The 18230-nt window shown below is 60.7% G+C and carries 13 protein-coding genes; 9 read left to right on the forward strand and 4 right to left on the reverse strand.

Features of this window, described 5'->3' with window-relative positions; genetic code table 11:
* Positions 1-29: 29 nt before the first annotated feature.
* Genes Q1M54_RS06695 through Q1M54_RS06705 form a run of 3 tightly spaced genes read left to right on the forward strand, consistent with a single transcriptional unit; the run spans position 30 to position 7122 of the window.
* Positions 30-3455, forward strand: coding sequence for a transglutaminase family protein (locus Q1M54_RS06695; RefSeq protein WP_300555513.1), 3426 nt, complete (start codon positions 30-32; stop codon positions 3453-3455).
* Positions 3452-6211 (forward strand): circularly permuted type 2 ATP-grasp protein, encoded by a 2760-nt coding sequence (locus tag Q1M54_RS06700; protein WP_300555515.1) that lies wholly within the window; start codon positions 3452-3454, stop codon positions 6209-6211. Before Q1M54_RS06695 ends, Q1M54_RS06700 begins: the two co-directional genes overlap by 4 nt.
* The gene (locus tag Q1M54_RS06705) at positions 6208-7122 is read left to right on the forward strand and encodes a transglutaminase family protein (protein WP_366146251.1); all 915 of its coding nucleotides are present in this window, start codon (positions 6208-6210) and stop codon (positions 7120-7122) included. The genes Q1M54_RS06700 and Q1M54_RS06705 overlap by 4 nt, the downstream gene beginning before the upstream one ends.
* Here Q1M54_RS06705 and xerD read toward each other — a convergent pair whose 3' ends face one another.
* Positions 7123-8031 (reverse strand): site-specific tyrosine recombinase XerD, encoded by a 909-nt coding sequence (xerD, locus tag Q1M54_RS06710; RefSeq protein ID WP_300555517.1) that lies wholly within the window; start codon positions 8029-8031, stop codon positions 7123-7125.
* Between the two features lie 9 nt (positions 8032-8040).
* On the reverse strand, positions 8041-9015 hold the full coding sequence (locus Q1M54_RS06715) for a tripartite tricarboxylate transporter substrate binding protein BugE (protein ID WP_300555519.1): 975 nt from the start codon (positions 9013-9015) through the stop codon (positions 8041-8043).
* Positions 9016-9161: 146 nt separating this feature from the next.
* Between Q1M54_RS06715 and Q1M54_RS06720 the strand changes: the two genes are divergently transcribed.
* Positions 9162-10079, forward strand: coding sequence for an AEC family transporter (locus tag Q1M54_RS06720; protein WP_300555521.1), 918 nt, complete (start codon positions 9162-9164; stop codon positions 10077-10079).
* 36 nt (positions 10080-10115) lie between these two features.
* Here Q1M54_RS06720 and queG read toward each other — a convergent pair whose 3' ends face one another.
* Positions 10116-11216, reverse strand: coding sequence for a tRNA epoxyqueuosine(34) reductase QueG (gene queG / locus Q1M54_RS06725; protein WP_300555523.1), 1101 nt, complete (start codon positions 11214-11216; stop codon positions 10116-10118).
* Here queG and tsaE point away from each other — a divergent pair.
* Together tsaE and Q1M54_RS06735 are read left to right on the forward strand one after the other, a co-directional pair.
* The gene (gene tsaE, locus Q1M54_RS06730) at positions 11205-11783 is read left to right on the forward strand and encodes a tRNA (adenosine(37)-N6)-threonylcarbamoyltransferase complex ATPase subunit type 1 TsaE (protein ID WP_300555760.1); all 579 of its coding nucleotides are present in this window, start codon (positions 11205-11207) and stop codon (positions 11781-11783) included. The two genes, queG and tsaE, sit on opposite strands and share 12 nt — an antisense overlap.
* Entirely contained in the window at positions 11773-13185 is a 1413-nt protein-coding gene (locus Q1M54_RS06735) for an N-acetylmuramoyl-L-alanine amidase (RefSeq protein ID WP_300555525.1), read from the forward strand. Before tsaE ends, Q1M54_RS06735 begins: the two co-directional genes overlap by 11 nt.
* Before the next feature lie 26 nt (positions 13186-13211).
* Here Q1M54_RS06735 and Q1M54_RS06740 read toward each other — a convergent pair whose 3' ends face one another.
* Complete coding sequence (locus Q1M54_RS06740; RefSeq protein WP_300555527.1) at positions 13212-13850, reverse strand: DedA family protein; 639 nt, start codon at positions 13848-13850, stop codon at positions 13212-13214.
* Positions 13851-13903: 53 nt separating this feature from the next.
* Between Q1M54_RS06740 and mutL the strand changes: the two genes are divergently transcribed.
* The 3 genes from mutL (at position 13904) to miaA (ending at position 18221) form a co-directional block, all read left to right on the forward strand.
* The gene (gene mutL / locus Q1M54_RS06745) at positions 13904-15817 is read left to right on the forward strand and encodes a DNA mismatch repair endonuclease MutL (RefSeq protein ID WP_300555529.1); all 1914 of its coding nucleotides are present in this window, start codon (positions 13904-13906) and stop codon (positions 15815-15817) included.
* Between the two features lie 142 nt (positions 15818-15959).
* A complete protein-coding gene (locus tag Q1M54_RS06750) occupies positions 15960-17183 on the forward strand; it encodes a Bcr/CflA family efflux MFS transporter (RefSeq protein ID WP_300555531.1) in 1224 nt (407 codons plus the stop codon).
* A gap of 36 nt (positions 17184-17219) precedes the next feature.
* Positions 17220-18221, forward strand: a complete 1002-nt coding sequence (miaA, locus tag Q1M54_RS06755; RefSeq protein ID WP_300555544.1) for a tRNA (adenosine(37)-N6)-dimethylallyltransferase MiaA — start codon at positions 17220-17222, stop codon at positions 18219-18221.
* Positions 18222-18230: the final 9 nt, after the last annotated feature.

The following is an 18230-nucleotide window of genomic DNA, read 5'->3' on the forward strand; positions in this document are numbered from 1 at the left end:
CGTGCAGCCCCTGTTGCGCTGAACGAGATATGTCGATACACGTTGCCCTGCACCACGTCACCCACTACACCTACGACCGTCCCGTGCAGCTTGGCCCTCAAGTCATTCGCTTGCGCCCGGCCCCGCACAGCCGCAGCCGCATCCTGAGCTACAGCCTCCAAGTCGAACCCGCAGAACACTTCATCAATTGGCAGCAAGACGCTTTTGCCAACTACCAAGCGCGCTTGGTTTTTCCGAAAAAAACCACGTCCTTCAAAGTGACCGTGGACATGGTCAGCGAAATGGCCGTGTTCAACCCTTTTGACTTTATCCTAGAACCCTCGGCCGAAGAGGTGCCGTTCAAATATTCGGACACAGTACGCGACGAGTTGCAGTCGTATCTGGCCAAGGACCACAAGACGCCACTCTTCAAAAAATACCTGGCCAGCTTGGACCGTCAACGCCAGAGCACCATCGATTTTTTGGTGCAGATCAACCAGCGCCTGCACCAAGACATCCGCTACACCATCCGCATGGAGCCGGGTGTGCAAACGCCCGAGGAAACTCTGACCCTGAAAAGCGGGTCTTGCCGCGACACCGCTTGGTTGCTGGTGCAATTGTTCCGGCACATGAACATCGCCGCACGCTTTGTCTCGGGCTATTTGATCCAGCTGGCCCCCGATGTGAAATCGCTCGATGGGCCGAGCGGCACCGAGGTTGACTTCACCGACCTGCACGCCTGGTGCGAGGTGTATTTGCCAGGTGCGGGCTGGGTGGGCCTGGACCCCACCTCGGGCCTCTTGGCGGGCGAGGGCCACATTCCCCTGGCCTGCACACCGCAGCCGTCAGCCGCTGCACCCATAGAAGGCCTGATGGACGAGGCCAAGGTCGAGTTCAGCCACGACATGAGCGTGACCCGCATCCACGAATCGCCCCGCGTGACCAAGCCCTACACCGACACGCAATGGGCAGATGTGCTGAGTTTGGGCGACAAGGTGGACGAGCAACTGCAGGCCGAAGACGTGCGCCTGACCATGGGCGGCGAGCCCACTTTTGTGTCCACGCAAGATCGCGACGGTGCCGAGTGGAACACCGACGCCTTGGGGCCAACGAAGCGGGGCTTGGCCACCGAGTTGGTGCACAAACTGCGCCAGCAATACGGGCAAGGCGGCTTTTTGCATTTTGGCCAAGGCAAGTGGTACCCCGGTGAGCAGTTGCCGCGCTGGGCGCTCAGCATTTACTGGCGGGCCGACGGCATGCCCTGCTGGCAAGACCCTGCAGTGTTTGCGGACGAGCGCGAACCCAGCTGCTACACCAGCGCTGACGCGCTGCGCTTCATGCAAGCCCTGACTGAACAGTTGGGCCTACCGGGCGACACCGTGCTGCCCGGGTTTGAGGACACTTGGTACTACCTCTGGCGCGAACGCCGCTTGCCTGTCAACGTGGACCCGTTCGATGCCCGCTTGGACGACGAGATGGAACGCATTCGTTTGCGCCGCATCTTCAGCCAGGGGCTGGACACTGCGGTGGGCTATGTGCTGCCGCTCCAGCCCATCGATCCGTCCGAAAGCGAGAACTCAGAGCTGAAAGGGACGCAGTGGCAAACCGGGCCTTGGTTTGTGCGCGAGGAGCGCATGTACCTGATGCCCGGCGACTCCAGCATGGGCTGGCGTTTGCCCTTGGACTCATTGCCTTGGGCTGCGCCCACGGAGCGCTGGCACATGATCGATCAAGACCCTTTTTCACCACATCTCGCACCTCGCAGCGCACTGCCTGCCCCAGCCCCATTGACCGTGCAGCCACGCCATGCACCGGCCCAGACGGCAGCCGCAGCAACCCAAAAATTCCAGTCAGATTCCTCCGTGGTGCGCACTGCCTTGTGCGTGGAAGTGCGCGACCCGAACCGCGCCAACGGCCCCAAAGCGGAGGCTGATGCCAAGGGTGAAAAGTCAGGCGTTCTTTATGTCTTCATGCCGCCACTGGCCCGACTTGAAGACTACTTGGCGCTGGTCAGCGAAGTCGAGGCCACTGCCCGCCAGCTGGGCATGAAAATCATCCTGGAGGGCTACCCGCCACCGCGCGACCCGCGCCTCAAACTCTTGCAGGTCACACCCGACCCCGGCGTCATCGAAGTCAACATCCACCCAGCACACAACTGGACCGAGTTGGTCGCGCACACCGAATTTCTTTATCAAGCCGCTTTCCAGACGCGCTTGTCGGCTGAAAAGTTCATGACCGATGGCCGCCACACGGGCACTGGCGGCGGCAACCACATGGTGATGGGTGGAGCCACTCCGGCCGACAGCCCCTTTTTGCGCCGCCCTGAATTACTGGCCAGCTTGGTTTTGTATTGGCACAACCACCCGAGTTTGAGCTACCTGTTCAGCGGCATGTTCATCGGCCCCACCAGCCAAGCGCCGCGGGTAGACGAAGCGCGCAACGACCAGGTCTATGAACTGGAAATCGCGCTGCGCGAGGTCGTTCGGCACAGACAAAACCATGGCAAAGACATGCCACCTTGGGTGGTCGACAGAACGCTCAGAAACATCCTGATCGACGTGACCGGCAACACCCACCGCAGCGAGTTTTGCATCGACAAGTTGTACTCACCCGACAGCAGCACCGGGCGCTTGGGTTTGTTGGAGTTGCGCGCCTTTGAGATGCCTCCCCACGAGCGCATGAGCATCGTGCAGCAGTTGCTGCTGCGCTCGCTGGTGGCCCGCTTTTGGGATGCACCCTATGCCGCTCCCGTGACCCGTTGGGGCACCGAATTGCATGACCGCTTCATGCTGCCGTTCTGGATTCACAAAGACTTTGACGACGTGCTCACCGAGCTGGGCGATGCGGGCTTTCGATTTGACCCAAGCTGGTTTGCGCCGCATTTCGAATTTCGTTTCCCATTGGTCGGTCAAGTTCAGGTCGATGGTGCGGTGCTCACACTGCGCCATGCGCTGGAGCCTTGGCACGTCATGGGCGAAGAAAGCGGTGGCGGCGGCACGGCCCGCTATGTGGACTCATCACTGGAGCGCATTGAGGTGCATGTGAGCGGCCTTAACCCCGCACGCCACACCGTCACCGTCAACGGCCACCCGCTGCCCCTGCAGCCCACGGGCGTGGTGGGCGAGTTCGTGGCCAGCGTGCGCTACAAGGCCTGGAACCCACCCTCGTCGCTGCACCCAAGCATCGGGGTACACGCGCCGCTGACGGTGGATTTGTTCGACACCTGGATGAAACGGTCTTTGGGCGGCTGCCAATACCATGTGGTGCATCCAGGTGGTCGCAGTTACGAAGGCTTTCCTGTCAATGCCTACGAGGCAGAAAGCCGACGCATGGCCCGGTTCTTTCGCATGGGCCACACCCCAGGCAGCATGAAAAACCTGCCGACTTTGCAGCCCAATGCCTTGCTGCACGCAAGCCCTGAGTTCCCTTACACCTTGGACCTGAGGCGCTGTGGATCAACGACAATGACCCGATGAATGGGCATTCTCCAACACCGAAAGACGCCATCGAAGCGCAGGCCAGAAACTGGCTGGCGCTTCAAAAAGAGCGGGCACCCCTTGGTCATTGGGACGAGCTGCGTGGCGCGGTCATCAGGGCCAAGACATCCACCGCCCATTTGGCAGACCCTATGGTCAGCGGTCTTTGGCAGCAGTTCATTGACCCACTGAACATGCCCCCCACCCACCAAGTAGCAGACCTGAACGCCCGCATGAACCACCTGCAGCGGCAGGTGCGTGACAACGGCATCAGCTACAACGTGTACGCCGCCGCCGACCAACCGCAACGGCCTTGGTCGCTGGACCTCTTTCCGCTCATGCTGAGCGCTGCCGACTGGCTGAAGATTGAATCTGGTGTGTTGCAGCGCATGCAGCTGCTGGAAAGCATCATGGCCGACGCCTATGGCCCCCAGCAATTGGTGTTGCAAGGCCAATTGCCCGCCGCATTGGTTCAAGGACACCCGGGTTATCTGCCAGCCATGCACGGCGTGACCCCAGTAGGTGGACGTTATTTGTCCTTGGCTGCATTTGACTTGGCGCGAGGCCCGGACGGCTGCTGGTGGCTGCTGTCTCAGCGAACCCAAGCCCCTTCGGGTTTGGGTTATTTGATCGAAAACCGGCAAATTGTGTCTCGCCAGTTTGCGCAGGCCTTCGAGGCCCTGCCCGTGCAGCGTTTGGCTGGAACCTACCGCACGTTGGTCGACGGCATCAAGGCCAGGAGCCCTGCGGGCCCTGCAGCCCATGTTGCGCTGCTCACACCGGGTCCTTACAACGAAACCTATTTTGAGCACGCCTACCTCGCCCGCTATTTGGGCTTGAGCTTGGTCCAGGGCAACGATCTGACCGTGCGCGATGAAAAGCTGTACCTCAAAACCCTGCAAGGCCTGCAACCAGTGCATGGATTGCTCAAACGTGTAGACGATGACTGGCTCGACCCGCTGGAATTGCGAGCCGACTCCACACTGGGTGTGCCAGGACTTTTACAAGCTGTGCGCAGCGGCAACGTGTTGGTGGCCAATTCGCCAGGCTCTGGCTTTTTGGAGTCCAACGCGTTGCTGGGCTTCATGCCGGCCTTGGCTCGCAAACTTTTAGGGCAGGCCCTACAACTGCCCGCAATTCCGAGTTGGTGGTGCGGTGAGGCGGCTGCGTTGCAAGACGTGCTGCCCCGCATGAAAAGCTGCGTGATCAAACCCACCTACCCCTACAACACCGACCGGCAAAGTTTTGAACCCGTGCTGGGCCACAGCCTGTCAAGTCAAGAACTAGACGCATGGGCTGGCCGAATCTTGCGCGACCCCGACGCGCACACCCTTCAGTCGTGGTTGCCACTGTCGCACCAACCCACTTGGCAAACCAGACCTGATGGTGCATCCAGCATCCAGTCGCGCCCGGTGGTGTTGCGGGTATTTGCCGTGACCGACGCACATGGCGGCTGGCAGGTTCTGCCCGGCGGATTAGCCCGACTGGGCACGCGCGAGGGCATCGCTTCCATGCAGCGCGGCGGCAGCAGTGCCGACGTGTGGGTGCAAAGCCCCGCAGAACAAGCTGTACAGGTCACCCACACCAGTGGGTCATCGCCGTCTCAGTCTCAGTCTCAGTCTCAGTCTCAGTCTCAGTCTCAGTCTCAGTCTCAGTCTTCGGCGTCAGAGCCCGCGACAGACCACAGCGCCATCCCCGCCGCCAGCGAAGCCGTTGCGCAGCGCCAGCGCCTGGTCACCAGCCGCGCCGCCGAAAACCTGTTCTGGATGGGCCGCTACACCGAGCGCACCGAAAACACCTTGCGGCTGGTGCGTTTGAGCCTAGAAGTTCTGAACGGAGAAAACCAACATCAGCTGGGCTTGCTGAACTTCATCAACCGCATGGCCATACGGCATGGCTTGGTCCGGGCGGGGGTGCCGAATGCCGGGCAAGCGCACCGTGTTTTCGAACGCTCACTGATCGCGGGTCTGTGGGACCAAGAACTGGCCACCAGCGTGGGCTTCAACTTGCGCTCGGTTCGTTTGGCAGCGGCCTCGGTGCGCGAACGGCTGTCGCCCGAGCACTGGCGCTTGCTGGAGCAAACCGAATCCCGCTTTTTCCAACCCTGCGAAGACCAACTTGAATCCGGGAAACCCACCGCGCTGACCGACACCCCGACCGTGCAGCGCCTGCTGGCCGACACCAGCCAGATGCTGGCCGCGCTCACCGGTGCACAAACCGATCGAATGAGCCGCGACGACGGCTGGCGTTTGCTCTCACTGGGTCGCCACATTGAGCGGTTGGCGTTTTTATCCCATGCCCTGAGCGAGGCCGTTCAACTGGGCCTGCTTGAAGAGCAGGCTGGATTCGATGTCGTCCTTGAGCTGTTTGACAGCACCATCAGCTTCCATGCCCAACACCAGCAAAGCCGCACCCCCCAAGCCTTGGTGGCGTTGCTGGTGACCGACCCGGACAACCCGCGCTCACTGGGCTGGGTGGCGCAGACCTTGCGATCACGCCTTCGGCGCATGGGCACACTGGCCGATGGCGCCACACTGAGCTTGGCCCAACGGGTGCCGGATTTGATGGGCATGACCACCGAATCACTATGGCCTGCCACTGCCCATAACCAAGCCCATGCCAACGACGACCCAGTGCCACCGCCCCTGCAGAGCACCTTGGCCCATTGCGAAACCACGGCACGCGAGGTGTCAGACCAGTTGTGCGCCCTGTTTTTCACCCACAGTGGCGAAGCACGCTACAGCATGAGTTCTTGAAACTCAAACAGACCATGCGTTTGGCCATCACCCACGACACCCGCTACCGCTACAGCCCCGATGTGCAAACCGCGCAGCATGTGGCACACCTGCAAGCGGCAGACACGCCTTGCCAAAAAATCATCCGCCACTGGATGCAGATCGAGCCCGATGCCTTGGTGCTGCACAGCATCGACGCCTTTTTGAACCACCGCGCTTATTGGGCCCTGACGAATCCGCACGATGGCTTGCTGGTGCGTGCCTACAGCGAGATCGACACCTGCGCAATTGCCGCAGCCAGCACCGCCCAAAGCTGGGAATCGGTACGTGAGCACTTCCGTTACAGGAGCGGGCATGCGGGCGATGTGCACAGCGGCTTGGTGTTCGGCTCGCACCATGCCCCTGTTCACGAAGCATTTTTGGCCTATGCCCAAAGCAGCTTTCCACCCGGACGTCCCTTGGTACAAGCTGCACAAGAACTCACAGCCCGCATGCACCGCGATTTTCGCTATGAATCGGCCAGCACCGACATCAACACACCCGCACTCGACGCACTGACCCAGCAACGCGGCGTGTGCCAAGACTTCGCCCATATTTTGGTGGCGTGCCTGCGCTCGCTCGGCCTGCCCGCACGCTATGTCAGCGGCTACCTGCTGACCCAGCCCCCGCCGGGTCAACCCCGATTGGTCGGGAGCGATGCCTCCCACGCTTGGGCCTCGGTGTTCCTGCCCGAGTTGGCCACCCATGCCAGCCAAGGCTGGCTTGACCTGGACCCCACCAACAACCGCACTGGCTGGGCCAGCCCTGGTGTTGACTACGTGCGTTTGGCGGTGGGCCGCGACTTTGCAGATGTTTCGCCACTGCGAGGTGTTCTGCAAGGGGGCAGTGCCCACACACTGGAGGTGGCGGTGACGGTCGCTCCCCTCGACTGATCAGCCCCTTGGGTGGTGCTGCGCGTGCAAGGTCTTGAGGCGTTCACGCGCCACATGCGTGTAGATGGTGGTCGTTGAAATGTCAGCGTGGCCCAGCAGCATCTGCACCGCACGCAAATCGGCGCCATGGTTGAGCAAGTGCGTGGCAAAGGCATGGCGCAGCGTGTGGGGTGACAGGGGTGCAGTGATGCCCGCATCGATGGCGTAACGCTTGACCAAACTCCAAAACATGACGCGCGACATGCCGGTGCCCGGTTTGGGACCGCTCGTGGTGACAAACAGGTCTTCGGTTTGACGCTGACCCAGCATGGCGGGACGGGCCTCGGCCAAATAACGCTGCAGCCATTCGCGGGCCTCTTCGCCAAAAGGCACCAAGCGTTCCTTGCTGCCCTTGCCCATGATGCGCAGCACACCTTCGTTCAATGACAAATGCAATGTTTTGAGGCTGACCAGTTCGCTCACACGCAGACCACTGGCGTACATGAGCTCCAGCATGGCGCGGTCTCGCAGACCCAGATGGGTGCCCACATCCGGCGCGCACAACAAGGCATCAACTTGGGCTTCGCCCAATGTCTTGGGCACTCGCAGCGCTTGTTTGGCCGCCAACATGCGCAACGTGGGGTCTACCGTCATCCGACGTTCACGCAGCGCCCAACGAAAAAAGCGCTTGAACACGGTGAGCCTGCGGTTGGCCGATGTGGCCTTGGTTTGCCCGTGGCGCTCGGCAAAGTAAGCCTGCAGGTGGTGTTCTTGGGTCGCCTCCAGCGCCAGCCTGTGCGTTAAAAAAAGCCAGGTGGCGAAGAGAGACAGGTCTTGACGGTAAGCGGCCAAGGTGTTGGTGGCCAATCCATCCTCCAGCCAGAGCGCCTCGGCAAAACCGTCGATGGCACTCTGGCTGGTCTCGTGCATGGACTTTGATCAGTCCAGCTTGAGTTTTTGCTGGTCAACCACCTTCTTGTACACCTCGAACTCGGCCTTGATCTGAGCGGTGAACTCTTCAGGCGTATTGGCCACCACCAAAGAGCCAGTGTCGTTGATGCGCTTGGTCACGCCCGGCTCTTGCAGGGCTTTTTTCACCCCAGCGCTGATCTTGTCAACCACTTCCTTGGGCAGGTTCTTGGGGCCCAAGATGCCGTAATAAGCCATGCGGTTGACCGGCTCCAAACCGACTTCTTTGAATGTGGGCACGTTGGGCAACTGCGTCAGGCGCTGGGGTGCTGCGACCACAATGGGGACCAAACGGCCAGACTGGATGAAGGGCAAAGCCGATGGCAAGTTGTCAAAAATGATTGGCACTTGGCCGGCCACGGTATCGTTCAGGGCCGGGCCTGCACCGCGGTAAGGGATGTGCGTGATGAAAGTGCCGGTCAGGCTTTTCCACAACTCGGTTTGCAAGTGGCCGATACCGCCGGTTCCCGAGGAGGAATAGGAGTATTTGCCAGGGTTCTTGCGGACTTCAGCGAGAAAGCCTGCGTAATCCTTGGCTGGGAAACTGGGGTGCACCGCAATCACGTTGGGGGTGGCCGCAATGTTGATGATGGGCGTGAAGTCGGTCAGGACGTTGTACGGAATCTTGGGGTTGATGGCGGGGTTGGCCGCAGTGGTCGACACCGTGGCCATGCCCAAGTTGTAGCCATCGGGCGCTGCGCGCGCGGTTTCTGTGGCACCCACCACACCACCGCCACCGGCTTTGTTTTCAACAATCACGCTCTGGCCCAGGGCTTTGCCCAGCGGCTCAGCGATCACGCGGGCCACGATGTCGGTCGTGCCGCCAGGCGCAAACGGCACTTGCAACCTGATGGTTTTGTTGGGATAAGCCTGAGCCAAAACGCTGCCGCTGGCCAAGACCGTTGCAGCCAGTCCGGCCGCATGAACAAAAGAACGACGCTTCATGAAAAACTCCCCAAAAAAAGTTCACATCATAGGAAAAAAAGAGCAAAACGGAGAGGGGGAAACCCACATCAGCATAAAAAATCAGCATATGAACCCAAGTGACAGGATAAACGCTGGCCTAGTGCGGACTTTGTTATCCTAGCTGAGTGAACTTTGCAGAACTTCTATTCCCAGATTTTTCCTTGGTCTTATGCGGCTATTTGATTTGCCGCTTCACAGCCCTGAACCGTGCAGTCTGGCAACAAGTTGAAAGACTGGTTTATTTTTTCTTGTTCCCGGTGCTGCTCTTTCATTCGATTCTGAAAAGCCCTCTCGATGTGGTGGCCGCCTCCAGCCTGATCGGTGCGGGCTTGAGCTTGGCGATCTGCTCTATTTTGCTGTCGTACAGCCTGCCCTATTGGCCCATCCTTGGGCACCGCTTGGACCCGCGAGACCATGCCGCCAGCGCGCAAGTGGCATTTCGCTTCAACTCCTTCATTGGCTTGGCGCTGGCCGAGCGCTTGGCAGGACCACAGGGCTTGCTGCTGATCGCGGTACTGATCGGTTTTTGTGTGCCCATGTTCAACATCGGGGCAGTCTGGCCCATGGCCAGGCAAGCCAACACCGGTTTTTTGCGCGAACTGCTGCGCAATCCGCTGATCATCGCCACGGCTTCGGGTCTGGTTGCCAACCTGCTTGGCTTTCGCATTCCCACCTGGATCGAACCGAGTGTGAGTCGCATTGGCTCCGCATCCTTGGCGTTGGGCTTGATGTCTGCTGGAGCTGGCATGCAACTGGACTCTCTGCGACAAGGCAAGTTGCTGGGCGCTTGTGTGCTGACGATCAAACACCTGCTCATGCCCTTGATCGCATTGGGCATGTGTGTGCTGTTCAAGCTCGACTCGGTGCAGTCCACCATTTTGTTGGCTTTTTCGGCACTGCCTACAGCGTCCACCTGTTATCTGTTGGCCGCCCGCATGGGCTACAACGGGCCTTATGTCGCAGGTTTGGTGACCCTGTCCACTTTGGGCGGCATGCTGAGCCTGCCGTTTGCGCTGGGTGTGCTGCGCAATTATGTGATCTAGTTTTGAGGCCATTGGGTCATTGACCCCTTGAGCACATCAAGCTCTCGCCAAAGACCAAGCCACTTGCTCTTGCACCACCGGGTCAGGGTGCTGAATCAGGGCCGTCAAGGCTTGCCGTAAAACCCTGCGCTCTTCAACCTGCAAGGACTGCGACGCGCATGCATTGCCCGCAGCCAGCGCCAAATTGCGCAACCAACGCTTGTGGCCAATGCGGCGAATCGCGCTGCCTTCGGTGCGGCGCAAAAATTCGGCTTCACTCCAGCGCATCAAATCGACGATGCTGGATGCGCCCAAACCCTCTCGGGTTTGCCAATCCGGCACGGTACTGACTTGCGCGAATTTGTTCCAAGGGCATGCCAACTGGCAGTCGTCACAACCGTAAATGCGGTTGCCAATCAGCGGGCGCAAGGCTTCGTCGATCGGCCCCTCGTGCTCGATCGTGAGGTATGAAATACAACGCCGCGCATCCAGCTGATAAGGCCCCACGATGGCTTGTGTCGGACACAGGTCCATGCAGGCGGTGCACTGGCCGCAATGCGCCGAAGCAGCGGGCGTTTCGGGTAAAAATAAGTCGACAAACAACTCACCCAAGAAAAACATCGACCCCGCCTCGCGGGAGAGAACCAGCGTGTGTTTGCCACGCCAACCCAAGCCGCTGCGGGTGGCCAACTCGGCCTCCATGACCGGGGCCGAGTCGGTGAACACGCGGTGGCCAAAGGGGCCAATCGCATCGGCAATTCGGTCCTGCAGTTTTTGCAGACGACTGCGCAAAACCTTGTGGTAGTCCCGACCCCGGGCATAGAGCGACACCACCGCCTCGCCGGGCTGCAAACTGCGCGCGGTTTCACGGGCAAGCCAATCATCTGGTGTGCCCTCGGGCAAGTAATCCATCCGTGCGGTGATCACGCTCACCGTGCCCGGTTGCAGCTCGCCTGGGCGGGCGCGTTTCATGCCGTGGCTTTGCATGTAAGCCATGCTGCCATGAAATCCCGCATCCAACCAAGCCTGTAATCCGGGCTCTGCCGAGGACAAATCGATACCGCTCACGCCAATTTGGGACAATCCCAATTCACGCGCCCAGATCTGGATCTGGGGCCACAGTTCAAGAAGGTCGATTTGAGTACGTTGAGCAGTCACCCGCCGATTGTAGAAAGCCCCAACACCGCCGCGCATTGGGAAGGCCTGTGGTCGGACGAAACTGCCACGCAAAACTTTGCCGCGCACTTGGCGCAAGGTCTGCAAAACTGGCCCGGTGGGCGCGATGCACGCGTCGAACTGCGTGGCAACTTGGGCGCGGGCAAGACCACATTCGTGCGCCACCTGTTGCGCGCGGCCGGGGTGATGGGTCGCATCAAAAGCCCGACTTATGCCGTGGTTGAGCCACACCAAGCGCTCACAGGCGATACGGCTTGGCCCATTTGGCATTTTGACTTTTACCGTTTCAACGACCCTCAGGAGTGGGAAGACGCAGGTTTCAGAGACATCTTTGCCGGACCAGGCCTCAAACTCATGGAATGGCCAGACAAAGTGGCCGGTCAATTGCCGCCGCCCGACTGGGTGATTGATTTAGAGGCGATCGATGAAGACCAGCGCCGAGTCCGCATCAGCGCACAGACGCCAGCAGGTCAAGCTTGGTTAGATGCTTGGCTGAATTCCCACCCATCGCCCAAGCCACCCGCCACTGGAGCCCTCAATGCGTCATGACCGGCGCCGCTTGGTGAAGGCAGGTTTTTTGGTGCTGAGCCTGGGCGCAGCACAACTGGCCCGGGGAGCCAACATGTTGGCGGTCCGCATCTGGCCTGCCCCCGACTACAGCCGGGTCACGCTCGAGTCGGACGCCCCGATCAAAACCACGCAGACCTTTGTGGCCTCGCCCCCGCGTTTGGCCGTTGACATCGAAGGCATGCAATTGAACGCAGCCCTGCGTGAATTGGTGGGTAAAGTTCAAGCCTCGGACCCGAATATTGCAGGCATACGGGTGGCCCAGTTCAACGCCAACGTGGTGCGCATGGTGATCGACCTCAAGCACCCCATCACACCGCAGGTTTTCAGCCTCACGCCCGTCGCGCCTTATGCCCACCGTCTGGTGTTAGACCTTTACCCTGTTCAAGCGGTCGACCCGCTGGAACAATTGATCCAGCAGCGCATGGCGACCTCCGTGCCCGCAACTGCCATGGGACTGCCTTCTGGCCCCGCATCGTTCAACGACCCCTTGGGGGAGTTGATCGCCCGCCAGAGCCAGTCATCGGCCAGTGCAGCCATCCCCGCGCCGATGCCACCGGCCCCAAGTGTCACCACCCGGCGCCAAGACGCTCTGTCCAAACCCGAGACCTTCATGGACAGACCCGGACGAGCGCCTCCATCCGCCTCGCAAGACACGACCGACCGGCTGATCGTGATCGCGCTCGATCCGGGCCACGGCGGTGAAGACCCGGGCGCCATTGGCCCCGGCGGGACCCGCGAAAAAGACGTGGTGCTCAACATCGCCAAGATGCTGCGTGACCGCATCAATGTCAGCAGCGTGAATGGCAACCCCATGCGTGCTTACCTGACTCGGGACGCGGACTTTTTCATCCCGCTGCATGTTCGCGTGCAAAAAGCCAGACGGGTACAAGCCGACTTGTTTGTCAGCATCCATGCTGACGCTTTTTTCACCCCTCAGGCCCGGGGTGCGAGCGTTTTTGCGCTCAGCCAAGGGGCAGCCAGCAGCGCGGCAGCGCGTTGGATGGCGCAGAAAGAAAACCAGGCGGATCTGATTGGCGGAATGAACCTCGGTGGTCAAGACAACCAAGTGCAGCGCGCCCTGCTCGACATGAGCACGGCCGCGCAGATCAAAGACAGTTTGCAATTGGGCAACAACCTCCTGCGCGAAATCGGCAGCGTAGGCCGACTGCACAAACCTCGGGTAGAGCAAGCAGGTTTTGCCGTGCTCAAGGCCCCTGATATTCCCAGCGTACTGGTCGAAACGGCTTTCATCAGCAACCCGGAGGAAGAAGAGAAGCTGCGCAGCGAGGCCTATCAAAAACAACTGACAGAAGCCCTGATGCGGGGCATTCAGCACTATTTTTCACGCAACCCACCTCTGGCGCGAAACCGGGGCCTTTGAACCCCAAAGTCCGCCAGGTTCTGCTCTCATGCCGACTGTCGAGCCTTCCAGGCGCCGAACACGGCCATCAGGCCTGGCACGATGATCAGGGCCCAAATGATTTTGGAAAGGTGCTCTTGAACGATGGGCAGGTTACCAAACCAGTAACCCGCCAACAGCAAGCCCACCACCCAGATCAGCGCCCCCACCACGTTGAAAAAGGTGAATTTGCTGCGCGTCATTTCAGCCACACCCGCCACAAAGGGCACAAAGGTGCGGACGAAAGGCATGAAGCGAGCCAAGATGATGGTGATGCCACCATGTTTTTCATAAAACGCATGGGCTTGGTCAAAACCCCTGCGGCTGAAAAATCGGGACTCTTCCCACTGAAAAACCCGCGGGCCAAAGTAACGACCAATGGTGTAATTCATCTGGTCACCCAAAATGGCTGCGGCCAGCAGCAAGCCCATGACCAAGGGCAAATTCATCAGCCCTGCGCCACACATGGCCCCCACAATGAAAAGCAAAGAGTCACCCGGCAAAAATGGCATGACCACCACGCCGGTTTCTACAAAAATGATGACGAACAACAAGGCGTAAACCCAAGCCCCGTGTTGGGCAACAAAGGCCTCCAGGTAACGGTCCACATGAAGGATGAAATCAACGAGTTGCAACAAGATGTCCATGAGCCGATTATCCCCGGACTCCTCCCCCCCATCAGACCCCCTAAAATCTCCACGTGCATTCACAACAGACCCCGGCCCCCGCGCGCCGCCCCATCCGCGAACTCCCCGATGAACTGATCAGCCAAATCGCCGCTGGTGAAGTGGTTGAGCGCCCGGCTTCGGTGGTACGCGAGCTGGTCGATAACGCCATGGACGCCGGTGCTCGCAGCATCACGCTGCGTTTGATGGGTGGTGGTACACGCCTGATTTCCGTCGAGGACGACGGCGGCGGCATCGCGCCGGACGAGCTGGCCACGGCCCTCAAACGCCACGCCACCAGCAAAATCGGCAACCTCGATGAGCTCGAATCGGTCATGACAATGGGCTTTCGGGGTGAGGCGCTGGCGGCCATCAACTCGGTGTCAGAGCTGACCTTGCTCTCTCGCATGGATGGTCAGCCCACCGCCTTTGCTTTGGATGGCCGCACCGGTGAGATCCGCCCCGCCGCCCGGGCGATGGGCACCACTGTCGAGGTGAAAGAGCTGTTTTTCTCGACCCCTGCCCGCCGAAAATTTTTGAAAAGCGACAGCACTGAGTTAGCGCACTGCATCGAGGCCGTTCGCCGCCACGCCTTGGCCCGCCCGGATGTGGGCTTTGCCATATGGCATGAAGGCAAACTGGTCGAGCAGTGGCGCGTGCACCCCGGCGCTTCGGGCCTGGAGCAACGCTTGGCCGACGTATTGGGCGAGGACTTCGTGGCGCAATCCATCCCCGTCGAATACAACGCAGGCCCGCTCAAGGTGATCGGCCGCGCTGGTTTGCCAGACGCTGCCCGCTCACGCCCCGACCACCAGTTTGCTTATGTGAATGGGCGTTTTGTGCGCGACAAAGTCGTCATGCACGGTGCGCGGAGCGCCTATGAAGACGTGCTTCACGGTCAGAAACAACCGGCCTACGCGCTGTTCATGCAGATTGACCCCAGCTTGGTCGATGTCAATGTACACCCCACCAAAATCGAAGTGCGTTTCAGAGACAGCCGTGCCGTGCACCAAGCCGTGCGGCATGCCCTTGAGAACGCGCTGGCCGCGCCGCGCGCCCACCTGCTGGCCGATGCACCAAACGACGCCGACAACGCTTTCGAGCTGAAAGCCTCTGCGCCCAAAGCCCTGCCCGAATCAGCCAACTGGCAGCAAGGCGGCATGGCCTTTGTGCGTCCCCGTGTGGACGGTGAGCAGGCCATGGCCGACCTCAAGGCGCTTTGGAATCCACCCGAGCGCAGCCAGGAGCTGAGCGCTCAGGAACGCCCCACGCCAGCCTGGCTTGGTGTCGATCGTGTCAATCCCCGCCCCGCCGCCGACTTGCCAGAGCCCACACCCTTGCCCGAAGGCGAGTGGCCTTTGGGCCGCGCGATCGCGCAATTGCACGGCGTCTACATACTGGCCGAAAACAAACAAGGCCTGGTGGTGGTGGACATGCACGCCGCCCACGAGCGCATCGTTTACGAGCGCCTCAAAAACCAGCTCAACGCACAAGGCAGCGAAGGCCCGCGCATCGCCAGCCAACCGCTTTTGATCCCCGCGACCTTTGCCGCTACCCCCACCGAAGTAGCGACGGCCGAAGCCTGCTTTGAGGTGCTGGAGCAACTGGGCCTCGAAATCTCTCCCCTGTCGGCCAAAACCTTGGCCGTGCGCGCCGTGCCCACCAGCCTGGCCCAAGGCGACGCGGTGGAGCTCGCCCGCAGCGTGCTGGCCGAGTTGGCCCAGCACGACGCCAGCACGGTGGTACAACGCGCCCAAAACGAAATTTTGGCGACCATGGCTTGCCATGGCGCTGTCCGCGCCAACCGCCGGCTGACGCTCGATGAAATGAACGGCTTGTTGCGCCAAATGGAAGACACCGAACGATCTGACCAATGCAACCATGGCCGTCCCACTTGGCGGCAGATGAGCATGCGCGATCTCGACGCGCTGTTTCTGCGAGGTCGGTGATGGGCCAGATTTTGAACGACCGCATAGCGAGCGTCGGGGCCGGCGCGCCGACTGCCCGATTTGGCGGGCGAAGCGAGTATGAGGGCAGTCGCGCACTGGCCCCGACGCTGGCGTTCCAAGAAGAAACCACAGCAAACACAGCATGTCGCAAAAACTGATCGTCCTGATCCTCGCGCTGCTGCTCGGCCTGCAACCGGTCACCACCGACCTCTATCTGCCCGCCTTGCCCGCCATCACCGAAGGTTTTGGCGCAAACATGGGCCAAGCTCAACTCACCCTGACTGCTTTGCTGCTGGCCTTTGGCCTGTCGCAGTTGGTGTGGGGCCCCTTGTCTGACCGCTTTGGTCGCCGACCCATCCTGCTTTGGGGTATGGCTGCTTACGTGGTGGCCTCGATTGCCTGCGCCTTCGCTCCCAACATGGCCTGGCTGATCGCAGGCCGCGCCCTGCAAGGCGTGGCCATGGGTGCAGGCGTCATGGCCGCGCGGGCGGTGGTGCGTGACCTTTACGCACCGGCCCAAGGGGCCAACGTCATGTCGCAAGCCCTCACCGGGCTGGGCATCATCGCCTGCGCTTGCGCGCCCATTGGCGGCATCTTGACGGATGCATTTGGCTGGCGCATGGCCCTCTTGACGCTGGCCGTGTTTGGAGCCATCACCTTTGGGCTGCTGCTTGGGTGCTTTGAGGAGACCTTGGCGCAACCCAACCCCAAGGCTCTGCAACTGCGCCAACTTTTGCGGGCCAATTGGCAAATTGCGCAACACCCCACCTTCCGTGCTTGGAGTGCCTTGTCGACCGGGGCTTACATGGGTTTGTTCACATTTCTAGCCTGCTCCTCTTTTGTCTTCACGCGCAGCATGGGTTACAGCAAAACGGCCTATGGGTTTTTCATGCTCAGCATGTCGCTGTCCTATATCGTGGGCACTTTTTGGTGCCGCTGGATGCTGCGCCGCACCAGCGTGCACCGCGCCGTGGGCATCGCCGCCATATTGACCTTGTTGGGCGGTATCAGCATGGCCGTTTTGGCCTATGCGGGCAACGGTCAAGACTGGTATGGCGCAGCCAGTGTCATGGGACCCATTTATCTGTTCATGTTGGGACACGGCGTGCACCAGTCTTGCGGACAAAGTGGTGCGGTCGGGCCGTTCCCTGAGCGGGCCGGGACCGCCTCGGCCTTGAACGGCTTTTTGATGATGGTGGGTGCTTTTTCCATGGGCAGCTGGTTGGGTACGCAGATGCATGAGCCCGTCTTTGCCTTGGCCCACGGCCTGCTGCTCTGGAGCGTGTTCATTGCCCTGGTGTCTTGGACAGTGGTGCAGCGCCTTGGGCGCTCGATCGTCCAGTCCACCCAACCGGCTGGCGCCTGAGCCCCAAGTCTGAACCCAGCCCATGGCGTGCATCAGATGATCTCCAGCCACCACAATCCCAACGCCTTGGGTCGACCCGACCGGCCGGTGGATGCCATCGCCATCGTTGGCCCCACCGCCAGCGGCAAAACAGCGGCAGCACTGGCCTTGGCCGAGAGCTTTATCCCCCAAGGCGGCGCAGAAATCATCAGCATCGATTCGGCCCTGGTGTACCGGGGCATGGACATTGGCACGGCCAAACCCAGCCGCCAAGAGTTGGCAGCCGTGCCTCACCACCTGATCGACACGCTGGACCCGCTGCAAAGCTACAGCGCTGCTGAATTCGCCAAAGACGCCTCTCGGCTGATTCAGGATATCTGCGCCCGCGGCAAAACACCTCTGCTGGTGGGCGGCACCATGCTGTACCTCAAAGCGCTGCTCGAAGGGCTGAACGACATCCCCTCTGCCGACCCCGAGATCCGAGCCCAAATTCACCAAGAAGCCGACCTCATCGGCTGGCCGGCCCTGCACGCCAAGCTGGCCCAAATAGACCCACAGACAGCCGCGCGCTTGGCCCCCGGTGACAGCCAGCGCATTGGCCGTGCCCTGGAGGTCTGGAATGCCACCGGTCAGACCCTGACGTCCTTTCACCAAAGCGCCAAAGCCAACGCGCCCGATTGGCACATTCCGGTCATCAGCCTGGAGCCACAAGACCGCGCTTGGCTGCACCAACGCATCGCGCTGCGCTTTGGGCAGATGATGGCGACAGGCTTCATGGACGAAGTCAAAGCCCTGCGCGCGCGCGGCGACTTGCACCCTGACTTGCCTTCCATGCGCTGCGTGGGTTACAGGCAAGCTTGGGAAGGTCTTGACGCGGGCTGGTGCGAAGCCGACATCCTTGAGCGCGGCATCTTTGCCACACGCCAACTGGCCAAGCGGCAGATCACTTGGCTGCGCAGCATGCCGGATCGGGTGGTGGTGGCGGCCGATGGACCGGAAGCACTCGCGCAAATGCTGACCGCAGCAATGCCTATGGATGCAGGCAAACTTGGGGTCTGATGAATGGCT

The organism is Limnohabitans sp. Rim8, assembly GCF_943326455.1.
GTDB lineage: Bacteria > Pseudomonadota > Gammaproteobacteria > Burkholderiales > Burkholderiaceae_C > Limnohabitans_A.

What these genes read in the sequence shown, in the direction of transcription:
- Q1M54_RS06695 (WP_300555513.1), top strand. Translation starts at nt 30, where the DNA reads ATGTCGATACACGTTGCCCTGCACCACGTCACCCACTACACCTACGAC.
- Q1M54_RS06700 (WP_300555515.1), top strand. Translation starts at nt 3,452, where the DNA reads ATGAATGGGCATTCTCCAACACCGAAAGACGCCATCGAAGCGCAGGCC.
- xerD (WP_300555517.1), bottom strand. Translation starts at nt 8,031, where the DNA reads ATGCACGAGACCAGCCAGAGTGCCATCGACGGTTTTGCCGAGGCGCTC.
- Q1M54_RS06715 (WP_300555519.1), bottom strand. Translation starts at nt 9,015, where the DNA reads ATGAAGCGTCGTTCTTTTGTTCATGCGGCCGGACTGGCTGCAACGGTC.
- Q1M54_RS06735 (WP_300555525.1), top strand. Translation starts at nt 11,773, where the DNA reads ATGCGTCATGACCGGCGCCGCTTGGTGAAGGCAGGTTTTTTGGTGCTG.
- Q1M54_RS06740 (WP_300555527.1), bottom strand. Translation starts at nt 13,850, where the DNA reads ATGGACATCTTGTTGCAACTCGTTGATTTCATCCTTCATGTGGACCGT.
- Q1M54_RS06750 (WP_300555531.1), top strand. Translation starts at nt 15,960, where the DNA reads ATGTCGCAAAAACTGATCGTCCTGATCCTCGCGCTGCTGCTCGGCCTG.
- miaA (WP_300555544.1), top strand. Translation starts at nt 17,220, where the DNA reads ATGATCTCCAGCCACCACAATCCCAACGCCTTGGGTCGACCCGACCGG.